Raw genomic sequence first — 18,461 nt, forward strand, 5'->3', positions numbered from 1 at the left:
TCCTTACTGCGCCGCGCCAAGCTGGTTGGCCGCGTCGAGAGCCGCCACCCGTGCCTGCGCCTTGCTCACCCAATCGGCCAGCGGTGCTTGCGCCGGCTCGGGCAGTTTGCCGATCTCGTCAAGCGCAGCAGCGATCTGCCCCGCATCCACGTCCGCCTGTGCTCGCGAAAGCACCGCATCAGCCCCGTCCCCCTCTTTCGGCGCAACCGAGCGCGCGCCGATTTGCGACATCAGGAAGGCACCGGCGCGATCGCCGAGGCTCGTGCCAGCTTCGGCGCGACGCGCCGCATCGAGCGCCGCCCGCGCCGCATCGGGAAAGCTCGCCTGCAGCGATTGCAGAGTGGGAATATCACCAGAGAGCGCGGCAGGAACCGCAATCCCGGCTGCACGCAGATCCGCCAGCGGCGAATCGAGCGGGGCGCCCGCATCAAGCGCGGCCTTCACACGCGCCGCCGCGGCCTGGGTCATTGTCGCCTTGGCCGCAGCCTCGGACTGCGCCTTGAGAGCCTGCGCCTGCTCTTCGGCCTGTTTGATCCGCTCTTCGGCCGCCTTCGCGGCAGCCTCGATCCCGGCCTGTGCGGCGCCATTATCGCCTTGAACCATGCCGGCAATCTGGGTCTTCAGGTCTTCGACCGCGGATTTGTTGCCGCGAACCTCCGCCGATATCTGATCGAGCGCGGTCTGCACGCCCGAGAGATCCGGGGCCGGTGGCTGTACTGATTTGAGGCTCGCAAGATCTTCGCCCAGCGCATCGATTTTCTTGGCCTCCGCGTCGAGTTTGGCCTCGAGCGCCGCGAGCCGCTCAGCATCCTGGGTCGAACCAGCGAGCCCGAGTTTTTCGATCATGGACGGCGGCAACTGCGGCAATGCGTAGATCGCGGCCCCCGCGCCGATCACCGCGGCCACGACGCCACCGATCAAGGCAGAGCCGAAGCCGCCCTTCTTGACCACGACCTGTTGAGGTGCCGCCACGGGTTCCGGTGTCGGCTCGGCCGGAGGTTCAGCTTCCGGCTCCGCGCTCTCTTCGGGCTCCGCCGTGTCGATCGTCTCCGAATGGTCTTCGGCGCTGGTCTCGGTTACGCTTTCCACATCCGTGGCGGTGGTCTCCGCGGCATCATTCTCGAGCGTCTCACTCTCGGTGGGCTCGGAGACAGGTTCCGCCGCCTCGACGGCCTCTTGCGCCGAAACATCCTCGGAAGGCTTCACCTCGTCAGTCGCGGGCGCCTCTACCGCAGTCTCTTCGAGGGCCGCGTTTTCCTGCAGATCTCCCGGCTTATCCTCGCTCTTCGAGCTCCGGGTTGTTCGTTTCGCCATGATCTGCACCCTCCACTGCCGCACCGAAATTGCGCGTCGAAATCAATCTAGAAGCCTGCCTCGTTCGGCTCAACCCGCCTTTTGCGTACGCAGCAAGGTCGCGATCGCGTCGAGCATCCCCTCCACGTCGGGTCTGGGTGCGACCTGGATCGCTGTGAAACCAGGATTTTCACAGGCATTGGCCACGGATTCGCTCATCGTCGCGGCCCACAGAGGCGCGGTCTTCACCGGCAAGATTTCGCACAGGCGCCGCGCCGCGTTGGGTGAAAACAGCGGGATAAGACAGGGCGCGTCTCCCTTCAACGCAGCCAGCGCCGCGTCGCTCGGCGGTACCGGTTCCTGACGGTACAAAACCACCTGTTCAGTCTCTATTCCTGCGGTATCGAGCCATTTTGCAAGATCGAAAGCCACCTCTTCGCCGCGGGCAAACAGCAAGCGTCCACGCGGCTTTTCCGCGGCAATCAGCTCTCCGAGGGCCTGCGCATCGCCCGGGCCGGTCACCGGAGTGAACCCCGCCGCGCGGGCCGCCTCTGCGGTGCGTTGGCCCACGCAATAGGCGACCCTGCCTGCGCCTACCTCGCGCGCAGCCAGACCCGCAACCGCGTGCTGTGAGGTGAAAATCACGGCATCGGCCGGGGGAATATCCGCTTCAATTTGCCCTATCCGCATGAGGGGCGAGATCACGATGGGCCAGTCGTCACCGAATCTTTCGCGAAACCGCGCGGCAAAGCGCTCTGCCCCGGCGCCGGGCCGGGTCACGAGAAGAATCGGTCGCGCGAGCTCCTGGACCATTCGCCGCCCCGGGATTGTGTGAACGCTCCCCCGGTGTTACCTGCGTTGAAACACCCACGCAACATGGCGCCGGATGACGAAGACGCTCACCTTTCTCGGTCTGGAATCGAGCTGCGACGATACCGCGGCGGCGGTCGTGCGCGTCACGGATGGCCAGCCCGAGATCCTCGCGTCGGTTGTGGCCGGTCAGACCGAGCTGCACGCACCCTTCGGCGGCGTCGTCCCCGAGATCGCGGCGCGGGCCCATGCCGAGAAGCTCGATCTCTGCGTCGAAGAGGCTTTGGAGCAGGCCGGTCTCGGGATCGAAGCGCTTGACGGGATCGCCGTGACCGCCGGTCCGGGGCTGATCGGTGGCGTGATGTCGGGAGTGATGTGCGCCAAAGGCATCGCCGCCGGATCGGGGCTGCCGCTGGTCGGGGTAAATCACCTCGCGGGCCACGCACTGACGCCGCGCCTGACCGATGGGCTGGCCTTTCCCTACCTGATGCTGCTCGTCTCGGGCGGGCACTGCCAGTTCCTGATCGCGCACGGGCCAGAGGAGTTCACCCGCCTCGGCGGCACGATCGACGATGCACCCGGCGAGGCCTTCGACAAGGCTGCGAAACTGATGGCGTTACCACAACCGGGCGGGCCCTCTGTCGAGGCCGAAGCTGCGAAAGGCGATCCGAAGGCCTTCGCCTTCCCGCGCCCGCTGCTCGATCGTCCGGGATGCGACATGTCCTTCTCGGGGCTCAAGACCGCGCTGCTGCGGGCCCGCGATCAGGTCGTGGCCGAACATGGCGGACTGCCGCGTCAGGTCCGTTCCGATCTATGCGCGTCGTTTCAACAGGCCGTGGCAGATGTTCTGGTCGAGAAATCGCGCCGGGCCTTGAGTGACTATCTCACCCACGAACCGGATCATCCGGGCTTCGCCGTGGCGGGTGGCGTGGCCGCGAACAAGGCCATTCGCGCTGGTTTAGAGACTGTTTCCAAGGAAATGGGCGCTGAATTTCACGCCCCGCCCCTGCGACTTTGCACCGATAATGCGGCAATGATCGCGTGGGCCGGGATCGAACGCTTTCAAAGTGGCGCGCGTGACGGGATGGATCTGATGGCACGTCCACGCTGGCCGCTCGACAAATCCGCGGCCCCCCTTCTGGGCTCGGGCAAGAAGGGGGCGAAAGCATGAGTATCGCGGTTCTTGGAGCGGGTGCTTTCGGAACGGCCCTCGCGGTCAGCTACGCGCAGAAAGGCCCAGTCACGCTCTGGGCGCGCGACCCCGATCAGGCGGACGCGATGCGACAAACGTGCGAGAATTCACGGCGGCTTCCGGGCGTTAAATTGCCCGAAAACGTCTCTGTCACAGCGGAAACCGCGACCGCTTTCACAGCCGAGACCCTCCTCCTCGCGATGCCGATGCAGCAGATGGCGGGCTTTCTGAAGGCTCATGCCGCGACGCTTTCGGCGAAGACGCTGGTGTCGTGTTCAAAGGGGATCGACCTTGCGACGGGACAGGGACCGACCGGGCTGATCCGCTCGCTCGTGCCGGGCTCGCGTGCCGCCGTCCTGACCGGGCCGAGCTTTGCCGCCGATATCGCGCGCGGGCTTCCTACCGCTCTGACACTGGCCTGCGCGGATCATTCCGAGGCGCTTCAGGCCGAGCTGTCGACCCCGACGCTTCGCCTTTACCGCACCACCGACACGACCGGGGCGGAACTGGGCGGCGCGCTGAAGAATGTCTACGCGATTGCGGCGGGAACGGTCATCGGCGCGGGTCTGGGCGATTCCGCTCGAGCAGCCCTGATGACCCGTAGCTTTGCGGAGATGCTGCGCGTCGCACTGGCGCTCGGCGCGCGAGCCGAAACACTCTCGGGCCTCTCGGGGTTCGGTGATCTCGTATTGACCTGCACCTCCGAGCAATCGCGCAACTTCAGACTAGGCCATGCGCTGGGTTCCGGAGCTGGCTTCGATCCTTCAATCACCGTCGAGGGCGTCGCCACCGCAGAAGCCCTCAACGCTCTGGCAAAGAAACATCAGATCGAAATCCCGGTCGCGGCGATGGTAACCGCCCTGACCCAGCAGAAAATCAGCGTGAGCGAAGCAATGAAAATCCTGCTCGCACGTCCCTTGAAGGAGGAATGACATGTATTTTGCCGTCATCTGCCGCGACAAACCCGGCGCGCTTCAGATCCGCCTCGACACCCGCGAGAAGCACCTCGCCTATATCAAGGAAACCGGCATCGTCTTCATGGCGGGCCCGTTCATCGAAGAGGGACAGATGGCCGGTTCGCTGGTGATCGTCGAAACTGACAACCTTGAGGCCGCGAAGGACTGGGCCGCGGGCGACCCCTATGCCGCCGCAGGCCTTTTCGAAAGCGTGAGCGTGCAGGAATGGAAGAAGGTGATCGGCTGATGCGCTACTGGCTGTTCAAATCCGAACCCAACAAGTTTTCCTGGGACGATCTCGTCGCCAAGGGAGATGCGGGCGAGGAGTGGGACGGGATCCGAAATTATCTCGCGCGCAACAACATGCGCGAGATGAAGATCGGCGATCGCGGGCTCTTCTATCATTCGAATATCGGTAAGGAAGTCGTGGGGGTCTGCGAGGTCGTTGCCGAGAGCCATCCCGATTCGACGACCGATGATCCGCGCTGGGATTGCGTGGATCTCAAGGCGGTGCGCCCCTTCACCAAGCCGGTCACGCTGGCCGATGTGAAGGCCGAACCGCGTCTTTCAAACATGTCGCTGGTGACCGCCATGCGTCTATCGGTACAGCCCGTGACCGAAGAAGAATGGAACATCGTCTGCGCCATGGGCGAGACCGATCCGCACTGAAAAGACATGGAGGGTTCCGGCACCCCTACCAGAACCCTCCGTCACCCACGCGCACCCCTTCGCACCACACGTGAAACTGTAAATCGGGTCTGGCCATCCTGGCCGGTCTTTTTTTGCATAGCGGACCGACCGGCTTCGCGCAAATTTATAGTCCTGCAAATCTTTCTCAAATTCAGGCCGTTAATCTTTTTCCGCTGCGAGTCCCGAGTCGATTGCACATCACTCAAAGGCCGCTAGTTTATTCGCCATGAACCCGGTCATCCTCATCGCGCACGGCTCTCCGTCAGACCCCGAACCGCAGGAAGAGGCGCTGCGCGCTCTGGCGGGGGCGGTTGGCGCGCTTCTGCCCGGCCGTGAGCTCCGAGGCGCGACGCTGGCGATGCCTGGCTCGCTCGAAACCGCTCTCGAAGGGCTCGAAGCGCCGTGGATCTATCCGTTCTTCATGGCTGAGGGCTGGTTCACGCGCACGGAACTTCCGCGCAGGCTGGCCGCGCTGGGGGTCGAGGCCCGCCAACTCGCGCCGTTTGGCGTTGATCCGGCCCTGCCCGATCTGATCACGCGAGTGCTCGAGGCTGCGGCGCGCGAGACCGGCAAGCCGCTGACCGACTCACCGCTGATCCTCGTCGCGCATGGGTCCAAAATTGCGCGCAAATCGCGCAATTCCGTTTACGAAATGGCCGAAACGCTCGGCAGAAATCCCGGTATGTCCCCGATTCATGTCGCGCTGATCGAGGAGCCGCCCTTCCTGAAAGACGTGGCCGAAACGGTTTCAGACGGGCTATGCCTGCCCTTCTTCGCCCTGCGAGCGGGTCACGTCATGGGCGATATTCCCGAGGCGCTTCAAGAGGCTGGCTATCACGGACGGCTCTTGCCCGAGATCGGCGCCCATCGTGAAGTTCCCGCCCTTATCGCGCAGGCGATTTCGCGCGGTTGATCACGGTCATTCACGGCGGCGTGGATTGTCATTATTCTGTTACAAAAGGTTTGCATAAGCGTCACGCTAGCGCCGTAGGACCCCCTCGAGGCCCAAGTTGGCCCGAGTATTTGAACACTGGGAGTGATCCATGAAATCCGTGAAACTCGCCGTCTCCGCGATCGCGATCGTCGCCGCCACCGGCACCGCCGCCTTCGCCCGCGACAACATCCAGGTCGCCGGTTCCTCGACCGTGCTGCCCTACGCCTCGATCGTCGCCGAAGCTTTCGGCGAGAACTTCGACTTCCCGACCCCGGTCGTGGAATCGGGCGGCTCGTCCTCGGGCCTGAAGCGCTTCTGCGAAGGCGTTGGCGAAAACACGATCGACGTGGCAAACGCCTCGCGCAAGATCAAGGACAAGGAAATCGCGACCTGCGCCGAGAACGGCGTGACCGATATCATGGAAGTCCGCATCGGCTATGACGGCATCGTCTTCGCCAGCCAAAAAGACGGCCCGGCATTTGACGCCTTCAACCCGGCCGACATCTATAACGCGCTCGGCGCGAAGGTGATGAAAGACGGCCAGCTCGTCGACAACACCTATGCCAAGTGGAACGAGTTCAACTCGGCCCTTCCCGACGCCGACATCATCGCTTTCATCCCGGGCACCAAGCACGGCACCCGCGAAGTCTTCGAAGAGAAGGTTCTCGAGGCTGGCTGTGAAGCCACCGGCGCCATGGAAGCCTATGTCGCCTCGGGCATGGACGAGAAAGCCGCCGCGAAAGAGTGCATGAAAGTGCGCACCGACGGCAAAGCCGTGGACATCGACGGCGACTACACCGAAACCCTCGCCCGTATCGGCTCGAACCCGAACGGCATCGGCGTCTTCGGTCTGGCCTTCTATGAGAACAACACCGACAAGCTGAAAGTCGCGACCATGTCGGGCGTGAGCCCCTCGACCGAGACGATCGCTTCGGGTGACTACCCGGTGTCGCGTCCGCTCTTCTTCTACGTCAAGAAGGCGCATATCGGTCAGATCCCGGGCCTGAAGGAATACGCCGAGTTCTTCGTCTCCGACGATATGGCCGGCGCCGACGGTCCGCTTGCTCAGTACGGCCTCGTGTCGGACCCGGAACTGGCCAAGACCCAGGAAGCCGTGGCCGCCGAAACCACGATGAACTCGGGCATGTAATTCTTGCCCCGGGGGCGGCCCAGCGCCGCCCCCACTTCCTTTTAGGTCCTTTTCCAAAGACAAGAGTTCCCGATGGCTGTTTTGTGGATTGCTGTGCTCCTCGCGGCACTGACGCTTGGCGGGTTCTTCGCCGGGCGCATGCGTGCGTTGCAAACCGCAGGTGGCGATCCACGCCTGCTGCATTCCCTGCCGAGCTATTCGGGAACACTGGTCGCGATGGCGACGCTGCTGCCCGCGCTCATTCTCTACGTCCTTGTTGTCGTCTTCCGTGCCGATCCGGTTCTGCAAATCGTGGTCACGGTGGTCGGCGCGCTGATCGGCCTCGCACTGAGCCTTCGCCTGATCGCGCGCGATTTCCGTGCGCGCAACGCGGTCGAAGCCGGGATCAAAGGTCTGCTGATCGCTGCGGCAAGCCTCGCAATCCTGACCACGATCGGCATCGTTCTCTCGCTCGTCTTCAACACGATCGAGTTCTTCCGCCTCTACCCGATCACCAAGTTCTTCTTCGGCACCGAATGGACCCCGAGTTTCGGTGGCGGGTCCGAGCTGGGCATCCTGCCGCTTCTGTGGGGCACGCTTTACATCTCCTTCATCGCACTGGCTGTCGCCGTGCCGATCGGGCTGTTCGCCGCGATCTACCTCTCCGAATACGCGAAGCGCTCGGTACGCGGCGTCGTCAAACCGCTGCTTGAGGTGCTCGCGGGTATTCCGACGATCGTTTACGGTCTCTTCGCGCTTCTCACCGTCGGCCCGTTCCTGCTGTCGATCTTCGGTCCCGCTGGCCCCACGGCCGCCTTCGCCGATGGCGGTTGGATGCATGCGGGCACCGCGGTGATGACGGCGGGTCTCGTGATGGGGATCATGCTCATCCCCTTCGTCTCCTCTCTTTCGGATGACATCATCAACGCGGTGCCGCAAAGCCTGCGTGACGGCTCTTACGGGCTGGGCGCGACGAAATCCGAAACCATCAAGCAGGTCGTGCTGCCCGCCGCCCTTCCCGGCATCGTCGGCGCGGTTCTGCTGGCTGCGTCGCGCGCCATTGGTGAGACGATGATCGTCGTGCTCGGCGCGGGCGCCGCGGCCCGTCTCAGCATGAACCCGTTCGAAGCGATGACCACCGTCACCGCGAAGATCGTCAGCCAGCTCACCGGTGACGCGGACTTCGCCTCACCCGAGGCGCTGGTCGCCTTTTCGCTGGGCATGACGCTCTTCATCCTGACGCTGGGACTCAACATCTTCGCGCTCTACATCGTTCGCAAATACCGGGAGCAATACGAATGAGCGACGCGACCCTGCACGACGCACAGCCGACGAAACGCTCGCTGCACCAGATCGACGCGCGCACCAAACGCCGCAACGCCGCCGAATCCCGCTTCAAGATGCTCGGCATCGGCGCGATCGGCATCGGCATCGCCTTCCTGGTGATCCTGCTCTCGACGATCGTCGTGAACGGCGTCTCCGCCTTCCAGCAGAGCTTTCTCGAAGTGCCGGTCTATCTGGACCCGGCCAAGCTCGACAAAAAGGGCAACCGCGACCCGGCCGATCTGAAGAAAGCCACGACCTTCACCTATGCACCGCTGATCGAGAAGGGTCTGCTCGAAGTCGTGCAAACGGCCGGGATCGAGACTCCACTCTCGAAGACCAAGGACATGAAGAACCTGATCTCCAGCTCGGCCGCCGCCCAGCTGCGTGACCGCGTTCTCGCCGATCCCTCGCTGATCGGGCAGACGGTGACGGCGAAGATCCTCGCCTCCTCGCGCGTCGACGGCTACCTCAAGGGCCGCGTGCACCGCGCCGAGATCGCTCAGGACAAGAACATCACTGTCGAACAACTCGATCTGGCGGATGCGCTGATCAAGGCCGGCATTCTACACAAAAGCTTCAACCTCGATTTCATCCTCGGCTCGGACGCCTCGGACAGCCGCGCCGAGCAAGCCGGGATCGGGGTGTCGATGCTGGGCTCGTTCTACATGATGCTGGTGGTGCTGGTGCTGGCGCTGCCGATCGGCGTCGCCGCTTCGATCTATCTCGAGGAATTCGCGCCGAAGAACCGCTTCACCGACCTGATCGAGGTGAATATCTCGAATCTCGCGGCTGTTCCCTCGATCGTCTTCGGTATTCTCGGCCTCGCCGTCTTCATTCAGTTCGCGCACCTGCCGCAATCGGCCCCGCTGGTCGGTGGCCTCGTGCTGACCCTGATGACGCTGCCGACGATCATCATCTCCACCCGCGCCGCGCTGAAGGCCGTGCCGCCCTCGATCCGCGATGCGGCACTGGGGATCGGCGCCTCGAAAATGCAGGCTACGTTCCACCATGTGCTGCCGCTCGCGATGCCCGGCATCCTGACCGGCACGATCATCGGCCTCGCGCAGGCTCTGGGGGAAACCGCTCCGCTCCTGCTGATCGGGATGGTGGGCTTCATCGCCACGAATGCACCTGACGGGTTCTGGGACGGTTTCGTCTCTCCGAACTCGGCCATGCCTGCGCAGATCTACGAATGGGCCAAGCGCGCCGACCCGGCATTTTACGAACGCGCCTGGGGGGGTATCATCATTCTGCTGATCTTCCTTCTGGGCATGAACATCATCGCCATCATCCTGCGCCGCAAGTTCGAGCGCCGCTGGTAAGGGGGCAGGATCATGAACGATATGACGTTTACGGAGAGAGCCGTGACTACGGACGAGATCAAGATCACCGCGCGCGACGTGCAGGTCCATTACGGCGAGACCCACGCCATCAAGGATGTCAGCGTCGATATTCTCGACAAGACGGTCACCGCCTTCATCGGCCCCTCGGGCTGCGGGAAATCGACCTTCCTGCGCTGCCTGAACCGGATGAACGATACGATCGACATCTGCCGCGTCGAGGGGGATATCCTGCTCGATGGCGAAGATATCTACGACAAGCGCGTCGACCCGGTGCAGCTGCGCGCCAAGGTGGGCATGGTGTTCCAGAAACCGAACCCCTTCCCCAAGTCGATCTACGACAATGTCGCCTACGGGCCGAAGATCCACGGGCTGATCCGCTCGCGTGCGGAACTCGACGAGGTCGTCGAAAGCTCGCTGCGCAAGGCTGCGCTCTGGAACGAGGTCAAGGATCGCCTGCACGCACCCGGCACCGGCCTTTCGGGCGGCCAACAGCAGCGCCTGTGCATCGCCCGCGCCGTGGCAACCTCGCCCGAAGTGCTTCTGATGGACGAGCCCTGCTCGGCACTCGACCCGATCGCAACCGCCCAAGTCGAGGAACTGATCGACGAGCTTCGCGCCAATTTCTCGGTGGTGATCGTGACGCACTCGATGCAGCAGGCCGCGCGCGTCTCGCAGAAAACCGCATTCTTCCACCTCGGCAATCTGGTGGAATACGACGATACCGACAAGATTTTCACCAATCCGACCGACCCGCGGACGGAAAGTTACATTACCGGCCGAATCGGCTGAGGAGGAACAGGCATGAGCGAGCATATTCTTTCCGCCTTTGACCGCGACCTGGAAAAAGTTCAGGCGCTGGTCGTGAAAATGGGCGGCCTCGTCGAGGAACAGATCCTCGAGAGCGCCCGTGCACTCGAAGAGCGCGACGGCGAACTCGCGCAGCGTGTCCGCGATCAGGACAAGGCTGTCGATGCGCTGGAAGAAACGATCAACGACGAGGCCGCGCGCCTCATCGCGCTGCGCGCCCCGGCGGCTCGCGACCTGCGCGTGACGCTCTCGGTGATCAAGATCTCCGCCAGCCTCGAGCGTGTCGGCGATTACGCCAAGAACATCGCGAAACGCAGCCAGGTCCTGCTTGAAAGCCCGCAAATCAACGGCACCGCCGCCGCGATCCGCCGCATGGCTCAAGCGACCGAGTCGATGCTGCGGGATTCGATCGACAGCTATATCCAGCGCGATGCGCAACTCGCCGCGGATGTGCGCGGCCGCGATATCGAAGTCGACCAGATGTATAACGCGCTGTTTCGCGAATTCCTGACCTACATGCTGGAAGATCCGCGCAATATCACGCCCTGCATGCACCTGCATTTCATCGCCAAGAACATCGAGCGCATGGGTGATCACGCGACCTCGATCGCCGAGCAGGTGATCTACCTCGTTACCGGCGAACTGCCCGAGGAATCTCGCCCCAAGAGCTCGAGCGTGGTGAAGACGGAGGCCTGATAGATGTCGCCCGCCCAACAGCCCTGCGTTCTTGTCGTAGAGGATGAATCCGCGCAGCGCGAGGTTCTCAGCTACAACCTCGAAGCCGAAGGATTCCGTGTCGTGATGGCGGAGAACGGCGACGAGGGGCTGCTGCTCGTGAACGAGGAAAAGCCCGACCTGATCGTGCTCGACTGGATGCTGCCCAATGTCTCGGGAATCGAGATCTGCCGCCGCGTGAAGGCCAATTCCGAAACCCGCAACATCCCGATCATCATGCTCTCGGCGCGTTCCGAAGAGGTCGATCGGGTGCGCGGACTGGAAACGGGCGCCGACGATTATGTCGTGAAACCCTACTCGGTCGTCGAGCTGATGGCCCGCGTGCGCACCCAGCTGCGCCGTACCCGCCCGGCCACGATGGGCGAACGGCTGAGTTTCGAGGATATCCTTCTCGACGCCGAGGAACACCGCGTCTTCCGCGATGGCCAGCCGCTGAAACTCGGGCCCACCGAGTTCCGTCTGCTCTCGACCCTGATGGAGAAACCCGGCCGCGTCTGGACGCGCGATCAGCTTCTCGACCGGGTCTGGGGCCGAGACATCTATGTCGATACCCGCACCATCGACGTGCATGTCGGACGGTTGCGCAAGGCGCTGATGGCCTATGGCGGATCGGACCCGGTGCGCACGGTGCGCGGAACCGGTTACGCTCTCGGCTGAGCGGCGAGGAAATCAGCGACCTCGGCTCCGGTCGGGATCGCATCCGCCGTGCCCGGCCGCGTGACCTTCAGCGCGGCGGCAGCCGCAGCGACCCGCATCGCGTCGTTCACGGCCAACCCTTCAGAAAGGCTCGCGACGAGATAGCCCGCATAGGTATCGCCCGCTCCGGTCGTGTCGACCGCGTCGACGGGAAAACCCTTTACCCGGATCTCATGGCCCCGCGCGACATCGTGCCAGAGGGCACCCTTGGCCCCCAGCGTCACCAGAACGTTCTCGACCTCAAGCTCCCCAAGCGTGACGCCCAGCGCCGAGCAAAGCTGCGCCGCCTCAATCTCGTTCACGATCAGAAGCGAGACATGGGGCAACACCGCGCGCGTGGCTTCCGCATCGAAAGGCGCGGCCGAATAGATCACGAACAGACCCTGTTCCTGCGCAAAACGGGCTGCTTCCACCTGCCCGCCTGTCTCGTTTTGCATGATCAGTGCATCGCCCGCCCCGGCGCCGTCCAGCGCCTGTTTCACGTGCGACAGCGGGATCTCCCGGTTCGCGCCCGCATGGATCACGATGGCATTCTCGCCAGCCGCATCGACGGTGATGATGGCATGGCCTGAGGCCCCTTCGACCTCGGCGATATGGGTACAATCGACCCCGGCCGCTTCGAGACGCTCGACCATCCAGCGCCCATCAGCCCCGACCGCCCCGATATGGCGCACCTGCGCCCCGGAGCGCGCGATCGCGACAGACTGGTTCGCGCCCTTTCCACCCAGACCCAGCGTATAGCTCTGAGCCGCAAGCGTCTCTCCCGGCGCGGGAAGATGCTCCAGCCGATAGAGGTGATCGGCATTGATCGACCCGAAATTGAAGATCATCGCCGCACCCCTTCGACTTGGAGAAAAATATCCCGGGGGCCGCGCGGTAGCGCAGCGGGGCAGAGCCCCTCCCCGGCCCGGATCAATCCTTCAGGCAGAGCTTGCACGACGCCAGCGCCGCCATGTTCAGGATATCGTTCACCGTCGAGGAGGTGGAACAAAGCTGGATCGCGTGGCTCGTCCCGGTCAGGATCGGCCCGATCACCGTGGCTCCCGCCATCTCCTGCATCAGCTTGACCGAGATCGAGGCCGAGTGGCGCGCCGGCACGACGAGAATATTCGCCGGACCCGTCAGACGGCAGAACGGATAGTTCTTCATCTGCTCCATGTTCAGCGCCACATCGACGGTCATCTCGCCATCATATTCGAAATCCGCCCCGCGCTCGTCGAGCACTTTCGGCGCGACATGCATTTTCGTGGCACGCTCCGAAACCGGATAGCCGAAGGTCGAGAAAGAGCAGAAAGCCACCCGCGGTTCGAGACCCAGGCCCCGTGCGACATGAGCGCCCGCCGTCGCGATATCGGCCAGATCGTGTTCATCGGGCCATTCATGCACCAGCGTATCGCCGATCAGCACGACCCGGCCCTTGTTCAGGACCGCGGTGATACCGACAGCCCCGTCCGAGGGCTTGGCATCGACCACCTTGTTGATCAGTTCCAGCACATGGGCCGATTTCCGCGTGGCCCCCGTGACCATCCCGTCGCCATGGCCATGCACCAGCATCAGCGCGGCAAAGACATGCCGGTCGCGCGTGGCGAGTTTGTGGGCGTCTTCCTTGTCGACGCCCTGACGTTGCAGGCGCGAATAAAGGAAGTCCTTGTAAGTCTCGATATGCTTGGAATTGGCCGCGTTGACGACACGCAACTCGCGATAGGCATCGCCGAGCCCCGCCGCTTCGAGCTTTTCCTTGACGTCCTGCTCCCGGCCCACGACCAGAGCCTGCCCCATGCCCGAGCGCTGATAGGCGACGGCAGCGCGAAGGACGCGCGGATCGTCACCTTCCGCAAAGATCATCTTCGCCTGCGCCTGACGGGCACGGCTATGGATGCCTTGCAGGATCGAGGCGGTCGGGTCCATGCGGGCTTTCAGGCTTTGCGCATAGCCCTCCATGTCGATGATCGGGCGGCGGGCCACGCCGGTATCCATCCCCGCTTTCGCCACCGCCGGCGGAATCACGTGGATCAGGCGCGGGTCGAAGGGCGTCGGGATGATGTAGTCACGGCCGAAGCTCAACTTGCGGCCATAAGCCATCGCGACCTCGTCGGGCACATCCTCGCGGGCAAGTTCGGCCAGCGCATTGGCGCAGGCGATCTTCATCTCGTCATTGATCGCGCGGGCATGGATATCGAGCGCGCCGCGGAACAGGTAGGGAAAGCCCAGGACGTTGTTCACCTGGTTGGGGTAATCCGAACGCCCCGTCGCCACGATCGCATCGGGGCGCACGGCATGGGCCTCTTCCGGCGTGATCTCGGGATCGGGGTTCGCCATCGCGAAAATCACCGGATTGTCGGCCATCGCCTCGACCATCTCGGGCGTCACGGCACCCTTCGCGGAGACGCCCAGGAACACGTCGGCGCCAACCATCGCCTCTTCCAGCGTGCGCGCCTCGGTCACCGCCGCATGGGCCGATTTCCATTGGTTCATGCCTTCGGTGCGGCCTTGATAGATCACGCCCTTGGTGTCGCACATGATGCAATTGTCGTGCTTCGCACCCATCGCCTTCACGAGTTCCAGACAGGCGATCCCGGCCGCGCCCGCGCCATTGAGCACGATCTTGCAGTCCTCGATCTTCTTGCCCGACAGCTCCAGCGCGTTGATGAGACCGGCCGCGCAGATCACCGCGGTGCCGTGCTGGTCATCATGGAACACCGGAATGTCCATGATTTCCTTGAGCCGCTGCTCGATGATGAAGCACTCCGGCGCCTTGATATCCTCGAGGTTGATCCCCCCGAAGGTCGGCCCCATCAGCTTCACCGCGTTGATGATCTCGTCGGCATCCTCGGTATCAAGCTCGATATCGATCGCGTTCACATCCGCGAAACGCTTGAAGAGAACCGCCTTGCCTTCCATCACCGGTTTCGACGCCAGCGCGCCGAGATTGCCCAGCCCGAGAATGGCCGACCCGTTCGAGATCACCGCAACCATGTTGCCCTTGACCGTGTAGTCATAGGCCAGCTCGGGGTTCTCCGCGATCGCCTCGACCGGAACGGCGACGCCCGGGCTATAGGCCAGCGAAAGATCGCGCTGTGACGTCATCGGTTTCGAGGCCGTGATGTCGTATTTTCCCGGATGCGGGTCGAGGTGATAAGCCAGCGCCTCTTCGGGCGTGATACGGTTCTTGGTGGGCATTGGGCCGGTGCTCCTCCTGCAGTCTGCCCCTCTTAACGTCCCGCGAACGTCCACTCAACGGAATTGCGCCCGAATCCGGGGTTTTGTAGGGTCGCCCGACAGCGATTTGGGGGGCACATGGCCAAGCCGACCGTCACACCGATGATGGAGCAATATCTGGGGATCAAGGAGGCCAATCCGGGCGCGCTCCTGTTTTACCGGATGGGCGACTTCTACGAGATGTTCTTTCAGGATGCGGTCGATGCGGCGGCCGCCCTCGATATCGCCCTGACCAAGCGCGGCCAGCATCTGGGCGAGGATATCGCGATGTGCGGCGTGCCGGTTCACGCCGCCGAGGGCTACCTGCTGACCCTGATCCGCAAGGGCTTCCGCGTCGCGATCGCCGAACAGATGGAAGATCCGGCCGAGGCGAAGAAGCGGGGCTCGAAATCGGTCGTGAAGCGCGACGTGGTGCGGTTGGTGACCCCCGGCACGCTGACCGAGGAAAGCCTGCTCGAAGCACGCCGCCACAACTTCCTCGCCGCCTGGGCAGAGGTCCGCGACGAGGCCGCGCTGGCTTGGGTCGATATCTCCACGGGCGAGTTTCGCGTAACACCCTGCCCGCTGTCGCGACTGGGACCCGAGCTTGCGCGCCTCGCCCCGCGCGAAGTGCTTGTCAGCGATGCGAAAGAGGCGGATTGCGCTGAAATAGTATCTGATATGCGCGCCGCGATGACCCCACTTTCGCGCGCGAGCTTCGACAGTCAGGCCGCCGAGACGCGGCTGCAAACGCTCTATTCCGTCGGCTCGCTCGACGCTTTCGGCAGTTTTACCCGCGCCGAAATGGCGGCGATGGGCGCGATCGTCGATTACCTCGAGATCACCCAGAAAGGGAAACTTCCCCTGCTGCGCCGCCCGATCCACGAGGAAAGCGGCGCCGCGATGCAGATCGACGCCGCGACCCGGCGCAATCTGGAACTGACGCAGGCCTTGTCTGGCGGGCGCGACGGCTCACTTCTCAACGCGATCGACCGCACCGTGACTGCTGGCGGTGCGCGACTGCTCGAACGGCGTCTGTCCGCGCCTTCCCGCAAGCTCTCGGAAATCCACGCCCGTCACGATGCCGTCCGCTTCCTGCTCGAAGCGACCCGTTTCGCCGAGGATCTGCGCGCCGATCTCAAACGCTGCCCCGACATGGACCGCGCCCTGTCGCGCCTCGCGCTCGATCGGGGCGGCCCGCGTGACATGGCCGCGATCCGCAATGGTCTGGAACAGGCCGAACGGATCGCCGGGGCGCTTGGCTCGGTCGATGCACCGGATCTTCTCTCCGGTGTGGCCAAGGCATTGGTCGGCCATGAAAGCCTGACCGCGCTTCTCGATGCGGCCCTGATCGCCGAACCGCCGCTGCTCGCGCGCGACGGCGGCTTCATCGCCGCTGGCTATGACGACGAGCTCGATCAAACCCGACAGCTGCGCGACGAAGGCCGCGGCGTGATCGCGAAAATGCAGGCCGACTATATCGAGGCCACGGGGATCAATTCGCTCAAGATCAAGCACAACAATGTTTTGGGCTATTTCATCGAAACCACGGCCACCCATGCCGAGAAGATGCTTGCTCCTCCGCTGTCAGAGCGCTTCATCCATCGCCAGACCACCGCGAACCAGGTGCGTTTCACGACCGTCGAACTGAGCGAGATCGAGACCCGCATCCTGAACGCGGGCAACCACGCGCTCGAGATCGAAAAAAGGCTCTATTCCAGCCTCAAAAGCGCCATTCTGGATCACGCCGGCCCGATCAACGAAGCCTCGCGCGCCCTGGCCGAGATTGACCTTGCAACTGCCTTTGCGACGCTCGCGCGGGCCGAGGACTGGGCAGAACCACAAGTCGATGACAGCCGCGCCTTCGTCATCGAGGGCGGACGCCATCCGGTCGTCGAAGCCTCGCTGAAGAGGTCCGGCGAGCCCTTCATTGCCAATGACTGCGAACTAACCGAAGGCACGACGCCCGCGATCTGGCTGCTCACCGGTCCGAACATGGCCGGTAAATCGACCTTCTTGCGCCAGAACGCCCTGATTGCGCTCCTCGCACAGGCCGGCAGCTTCGTTCCGGCGAAATCCGCGCATATCGGCCTCGTCTCGCAGCTCTTCAGCCGCGTCGGCGCGGCGGACGATCTCGCGCGCGGGCGCTCGACCTTCATGGTGGAAATGGTGGAAACCGCCGCGATCCTCAATCAGGCGGATGACCGCGCCCTCGTCATCCTCGACGAAATCGGCCGCGGAACAGCCACCTATGACGGGCTCTCGATCGCCTGGGCAGTGATGGAACATCTGCACGGCGCGAACCGTTGCCGCGCGCTTTTCGCCACCCATTACCATGAGATGACCGCGCTTTCGGCCAAGCTCGACGGCGTGGAGAACGCCACCGTCGCGGTGAAGGAATGGGAAGGCGAGGTGATCTTCCTCCACGAGGTCCGCAAAGGCGCCGCCGATCGTTCCTATGGGGTTCAGGTCGCCCGCCTCGCGGGCCTGCCTCATTCCGTCGTGGAACGTGCCCGCGTGGTGCTCGATGCGCTGGAAAAAGGCGAGCGTGAAGGGGGAGGCAAGAAACAGGCGGTGATTGATGATCTGCCGTTGTTTTCAGTCTCTAATTCACCGCAGCCGGCACCAAAGCCGCAAGGCAATACAGAGCTCGAAGAGCGGCTGAAAACGCTGATTCCCGATGACATGACGCCCAAGGAAGCGCTCGACGCTCTTTACGAGTTGCGCGCCCTTCTCAAGGAGTGATCTTCATCTTGCGAAAAATACCTCGGGGGTCTGGGGGCAGCGCCCCCAGCCTATCCGATCAGCTCTTCGGCGTGGAGCTCACGCCCACTTTCGCCGGCCGCAGCAGCCGGTCGTGGATCATGAACCCGTTTTCCATGACCTGAATAATATCTCCGGCCTTTGTGCCGGGCACCGGTGCTTCGAACATCGCCTCATGCATTTGCGGGTCGAATTTCTCGCCCAGCTCGGGCTTGACGGCGGTGATGCCGTGGCGTCCGAAAACATTCAGAAGCTCGCGCTGTGTCAGCTCGACACCTTCGACGAGCGCGCCTGCTTGGGCACGCACCTCTTCATTCGCTGCCTCCAAGGCCCGCGAGAGCGCGTCGAACACCGGCAGCATGTCCCGTGCGAGGCGCGTGCCCCCGTAGTTCGAGGCCTCCTGACGTTCCTTGTCCGCCCGCTTGCGCGCATTCTCGGCATCGGCCAGCGCGCGCATGAATCGGTCGCGAAATTCGTCACGCTCGGCCCGCAACGCCTCGAGCTCATCAGCCTCTTCGGCCATCACATCTTCGAACGTCTCGTCAATCTGCGCCTGATCTTCGGCAATCTCGTCTTTCTTCTCGCTCAT

17 protein-coding genes are annotated in these 18,461 nt (G+C 63.5%); 12 read left to right on the top strand and 5 right to left on the bottom strand.

Translation table 11 applies throughout. The features are described from left to right. Nucleotides 1-3: 3 nt before the first annotated feature. Together BMI90_RS04760 and BMI90_RS04765 are read right to left on the bottom strand one after the other, a co-directional pair. Nucleotides 4-1,314: a hypothetical protein gene (locus tag BMI90_RS04760; RefSeq protein ID WP_078526515.1), complete on the bottom strand. Its 1,311-nt coding sequence runs from the start codon at nt 1,312-1,314 to the stop codon at nt 4-6. Between the two features lie 69 nt (nt 1,315-1,383). Beyond that, complete coding sequence (locus BMI90_RS04765; RefSeq protein ID WP_078526517.1) at nt 1,384-2,106, bottom strand: uroporphyrinogen-III synthase; 723 nt, start codon at nt 2,104-2,106, stop codon at nt 1,384-1,386. 73 nt (nt 2,107-2,179) lie between these two features. Between BMI90_RS04765 and tsaD the strand changes: the two genes are divergently transcribed. The 11 genes from tsaD to phoB all read left to right on the top strand — a co-directional run bounded on the left by tsaD (nt 2,180) and on the right by phoB (nt 11,872). Then, nucleotides 2,180-3,274, top strand: a complete 1,095-nt coding sequence (tsaD, locus tag BMI90_RS04770; protein WP_078526519.1) for a tRNA (adenosine(37)-N6)-threonylcarbamoyltransferase complex transferase subunit TsaD — start codon at nt 2,180-2,182, stop codon at nt 3,272-3,274. Beyond that, nucleotides 3,271-4,227, top strand: coding sequence for an NAD(P)H-dependent glycerol-3-phosphate dehydrogenase (locus BMI90_RS04775; RefSeq protein ID WP_078526521.1), 957 nt, complete (start codon nt 3,271-3,273; stop codon nt 4,225-4,227). Before tsaD ends, BMI90_RS04775 begins: the two co-directional genes overlap by 4 nt. Before the next feature lies 1 nt (nt 4,228). Continuing rightward, on the top strand, nt 4,229-4,498 hold the full coding sequence (locus BMI90_RS04780) for a YciI family protein (protein ID WP_078526523.1): 270 nt from the start codon (nt 4,229-4,231) through the stop codon (nt 4,496-4,498). Continuing rightward, a complete protein-coding gene (locus tag BMI90_RS04785; protein ID WP_078526525.1) occupies nt 4,498-4,920 on the top strand; it encodes an EVE domain-containing protein in 423 nt (140 codons plus the stop codon). The genes BMI90_RS04780 and BMI90_RS04785 overlap by 1 nt, the downstream gene beginning before the upstream one ends. A 247-nt stretch (nt 4,921-5,167) precedes the next feature. Next, complete coding sequence (locus BMI90_RS04790) at nt 5,168-5,854, top strand: CbiX/SirB N-terminal domain-containing protein (RefSeq protein ID WP_078526527.1); 687 nt, start codon at nt 5,168-5,170, stop codon at nt 5,852-5,854. A 130-nt stretch (nt 5,855-5,984) separates the two neighbouring features. Then, a complete protein-coding gene (locus tag BMI90_RS04795; RefSeq protein WP_078526529.1) occupies nt 5,985-7,025 on the top strand; it encodes a substrate-binding domain-containing protein in 1,041 nt (346 codons plus the stop codon). A gap of 72 nt (nt 7,026-7,097) precedes the next feature. Further along, complete coding sequence (gene pstC, locus BMI90_RS04800) at nt 7,098-8,306, top strand: phosphate ABC transporter permease subunit PstC (protein ID WP_078526531.1); 1,209 nt, start codon at nt 7,098-7,100, stop codon at nt 8,304-8,306. Next, nucleotides 8,303-9,652: a phosphate ABC transporter permease PstA gene (pstA, locus tag BMI90_RS04805; protein ID WP_078526534.1), complete on the top strand. Its 1,350-nt coding sequence runs from the start codon at nt 8,303-8,305 to the stop codon at nt 9,650-9,652. The genes pstC and pstA overlap by 4 nt, the downstream gene beginning before the upstream one ends. Before the next feature lie 12 nt (nt 9,653-9,664). Further along, entirely contained in the window at nt 9,665-10,462 is a 798-nt protein-coding gene (gene pstB / locus BMI90_RS04810; protein ID WP_078526536.1) for a phosphate ABC transporter ATP-binding protein PstB, read from the top strand. A 12-nt stretch (nt 10,463-10,474) separates the two neighbouring features. Continuing rightward, nucleotides 10,475-11,176: a phosphate signaling complex protein PhoU gene (gene phoU / locus BMI90_RS04815; RefSeq protein WP_078526538.1), complete on the top strand. Its 702-nt coding sequence runs from the start codon at nt 10,475-10,477 to the stop codon at nt 11,174-11,176. Nucleotides 11,177-11,179: 3 nt separating this feature from the next. Beyond that, nucleotides 11,180-11,872, top strand: a complete 693-nt coding sequence (gene phoB / locus BMI90_RS04820) for a phosphate regulon transcriptional regulator PhoB (protein WP_078526540.1) — start codon at nt 11,180-11,182, stop codon at nt 11,870-11,872. Here the strand turns inward: phoB and BMI90_RS04825 are convergent. Together BMI90_RS04825 and BMI90_RS04830 are read right to left on the bottom strand one after the other, a co-directional pair. Continuing rightward, a complete protein-coding gene (locus BMI90_RS04825; RefSeq protein WP_078526543.1) occupies nt 11,857-12,741 on the bottom strand; it encodes a ribokinase in 885 nt (294 codons plus the stop codon). The genes phoB and BMI90_RS04825 overlap by 16 nt on opposite strands. 82 nt (nt 12,742-12,823) lie before the next feature. Next, on the bottom strand, nt 12,824-15,091 hold the full coding sequence (locus tag BMI90_RS04830) for an NADP-dependent malic enzyme (RefSeq protein ID WP_078526545.1): 2,268 nt from the start codon (nt 15,089-15,091) through the stop codon (nt 12,824-12,826). 117 nt (nt 15,092-15,208) lie between these two features. Between BMI90_RS04830 and mutS the strand changes: the two genes are divergently transcribed. Beyond that, nucleotides 15,209-17,854: a DNA mismatch repair protein MutS gene (gene mutS / locus BMI90_RS04835; protein WP_078526547.1), complete on the top strand. Its 2,646-nt coding sequence runs from the start codon at nt 15,209-15,211 to the stop codon at nt 17,852-17,854. A gap of 58 nt (nt 17,855-17,912) precedes the next feature. Here mutS and BMI90_RS04840 read toward each other — a convergent pair whose 3' ends face one another. Continuing rightward, on the bottom strand, nt 17,913-18,461 hold the full coding sequence (locus BMI90_RS04840; protein WP_078526549.1) for a nucleotide exchange factor GrpE: 549 nt from the start codon (nt 18,459-18,461) through the stop codon (nt 17,913-17,915).

It is taken from the genome of Thioclava sp. L04-15 (assembly GCF_002020275.1).
Taxonomy (GTDB): domain Bacteria; phylum Pseudomonadota; class Alphaproteobacteria; order Rhodobacterales; family Rhodobacteraceae; genus Thioclava; species Thioclava marina.

What these genes read in the sequence shown, in the direction of transcription:
- BMI90_RS04760 (WP_078526515.1), bottom strand. Translation starts at nt 1,314, where the DNA reads ATGGCGAAACGAACAACCCGGAGCTCGAAGAGCGAGGATAAGCCGGGA.
- BMI90_RS04765 (WP_078526517.1), bottom strand. Translation starts at nt 2,106, where the DNA reads ATGGTCCAGGAGCTCGCGCGACCGATTCTTCTCGTGACCCGGCCCGGC.
- tsaD (WP_078526519.1), top strand. Translation starts at nt 2,180, where the DNA reads ATGACGAAGACGCTCACCTTTCTCGGTCTGGAATCGAGCTGCGACGAT.
- BMI90_RS04775 (WP_078526521.1), top strand. Translation starts at nt 3,271, where the DNA reads ATGAGTATCGCGGTTCTTGGAGCGGGTGCTTTCGGAACGGCCCTCGCG.
- BMI90_RS04780 (WP_078526523.1), top strand. Translation starts at nt 4,229, where the DNA reads ATGTATTTTGCCGTCATCTGCCGCGACAAACCCGGCGCGCTTCAGATC.
- BMI90_RS04785 (WP_078526525.1), top strand. Translation starts at nt 4,498, where the DNA reads ATGCGCTACTGGCTGTTCAAATCCGAACCCAACAAGTTTTCCTGGGAC.
- BMI90_RS04790 (WP_078526527.1), top strand. Translation starts at nt 5,168, where the DNA reads ATGAACCCGGTCATCCTCATCGCGCACGGCTCTCCGTCAGACCCCGAA.
- BMI90_RS04795 (WP_078526529.1), top strand. Translation starts at nt 5,985, where the DNA reads ATGAAATCCGTGAAACTCGCCGTCTCCGCGATCGCGATCGTCGCCGCC.
- pstC (WP_078526531.1), top strand. Translation starts at nt 7,098, where the DNA reads ATGGCTGTTTTGTGGATTGCTGTGCTCCTCGCGGCACTGACGCTTGGC.
- pstA (WP_078526534.1), top strand. Translation starts at nt 8,303, where the DNA reads ATGAGCGACGCGACCCTGCACGACGCACAGCCGACGAAACGCTCGCTG.
- pstB (WP_078526536.1), top strand. Translation starts at nt 9,665, where the DNA reads ATGAACGATATGACGTTTACGGAGAGAGCCGTGACTACGGACGAGATC.
- phoU (WP_078526538.1), top strand. Translation starts at nt 10,475, where the DNA reads ATGAGCGAGCATATTCTTTCCGCCTTTGACCGCGACCTGGAAAAAGTT.
- phoB (WP_078526540.1), top strand. Translation starts at nt 11,180, where the DNA reads ATGTCGCCCGCCCAACAGCCCTGCGTTCTTGTCGTAGAGGATGAATCC.
- BMI90_RS04825 (WP_078526543.1), bottom strand. Translation starts at nt 12,741, where the DNA reads ATGATCTTCAATTTCGGGTCGATCAATGCCGATCACCTCTATCGGCTG.
- BMI90_RS04830 (WP_078526545.1), bottom strand. Translation starts at nt 15,091, where the DNA reads ATGCCCACCAAGAACCGTATCACGCCCGAAGAGGCGCTGGCTTATCAC.
- mutS (WP_078526547.1), top strand. Translation starts at nt 15,209, where the DNA reads ATGGCCAAGCCGACCGTCACACCGATGATGGAGCAATATCTGGGGATC.
- BMI90_RS04840 (WP_078526549.1), bottom strand. Translation starts at nt 18,461, where the DNA reads ATGAGCGAGAAGAAAGACGAGATTGCCGAAGATCAGGCGCAGATTGAC.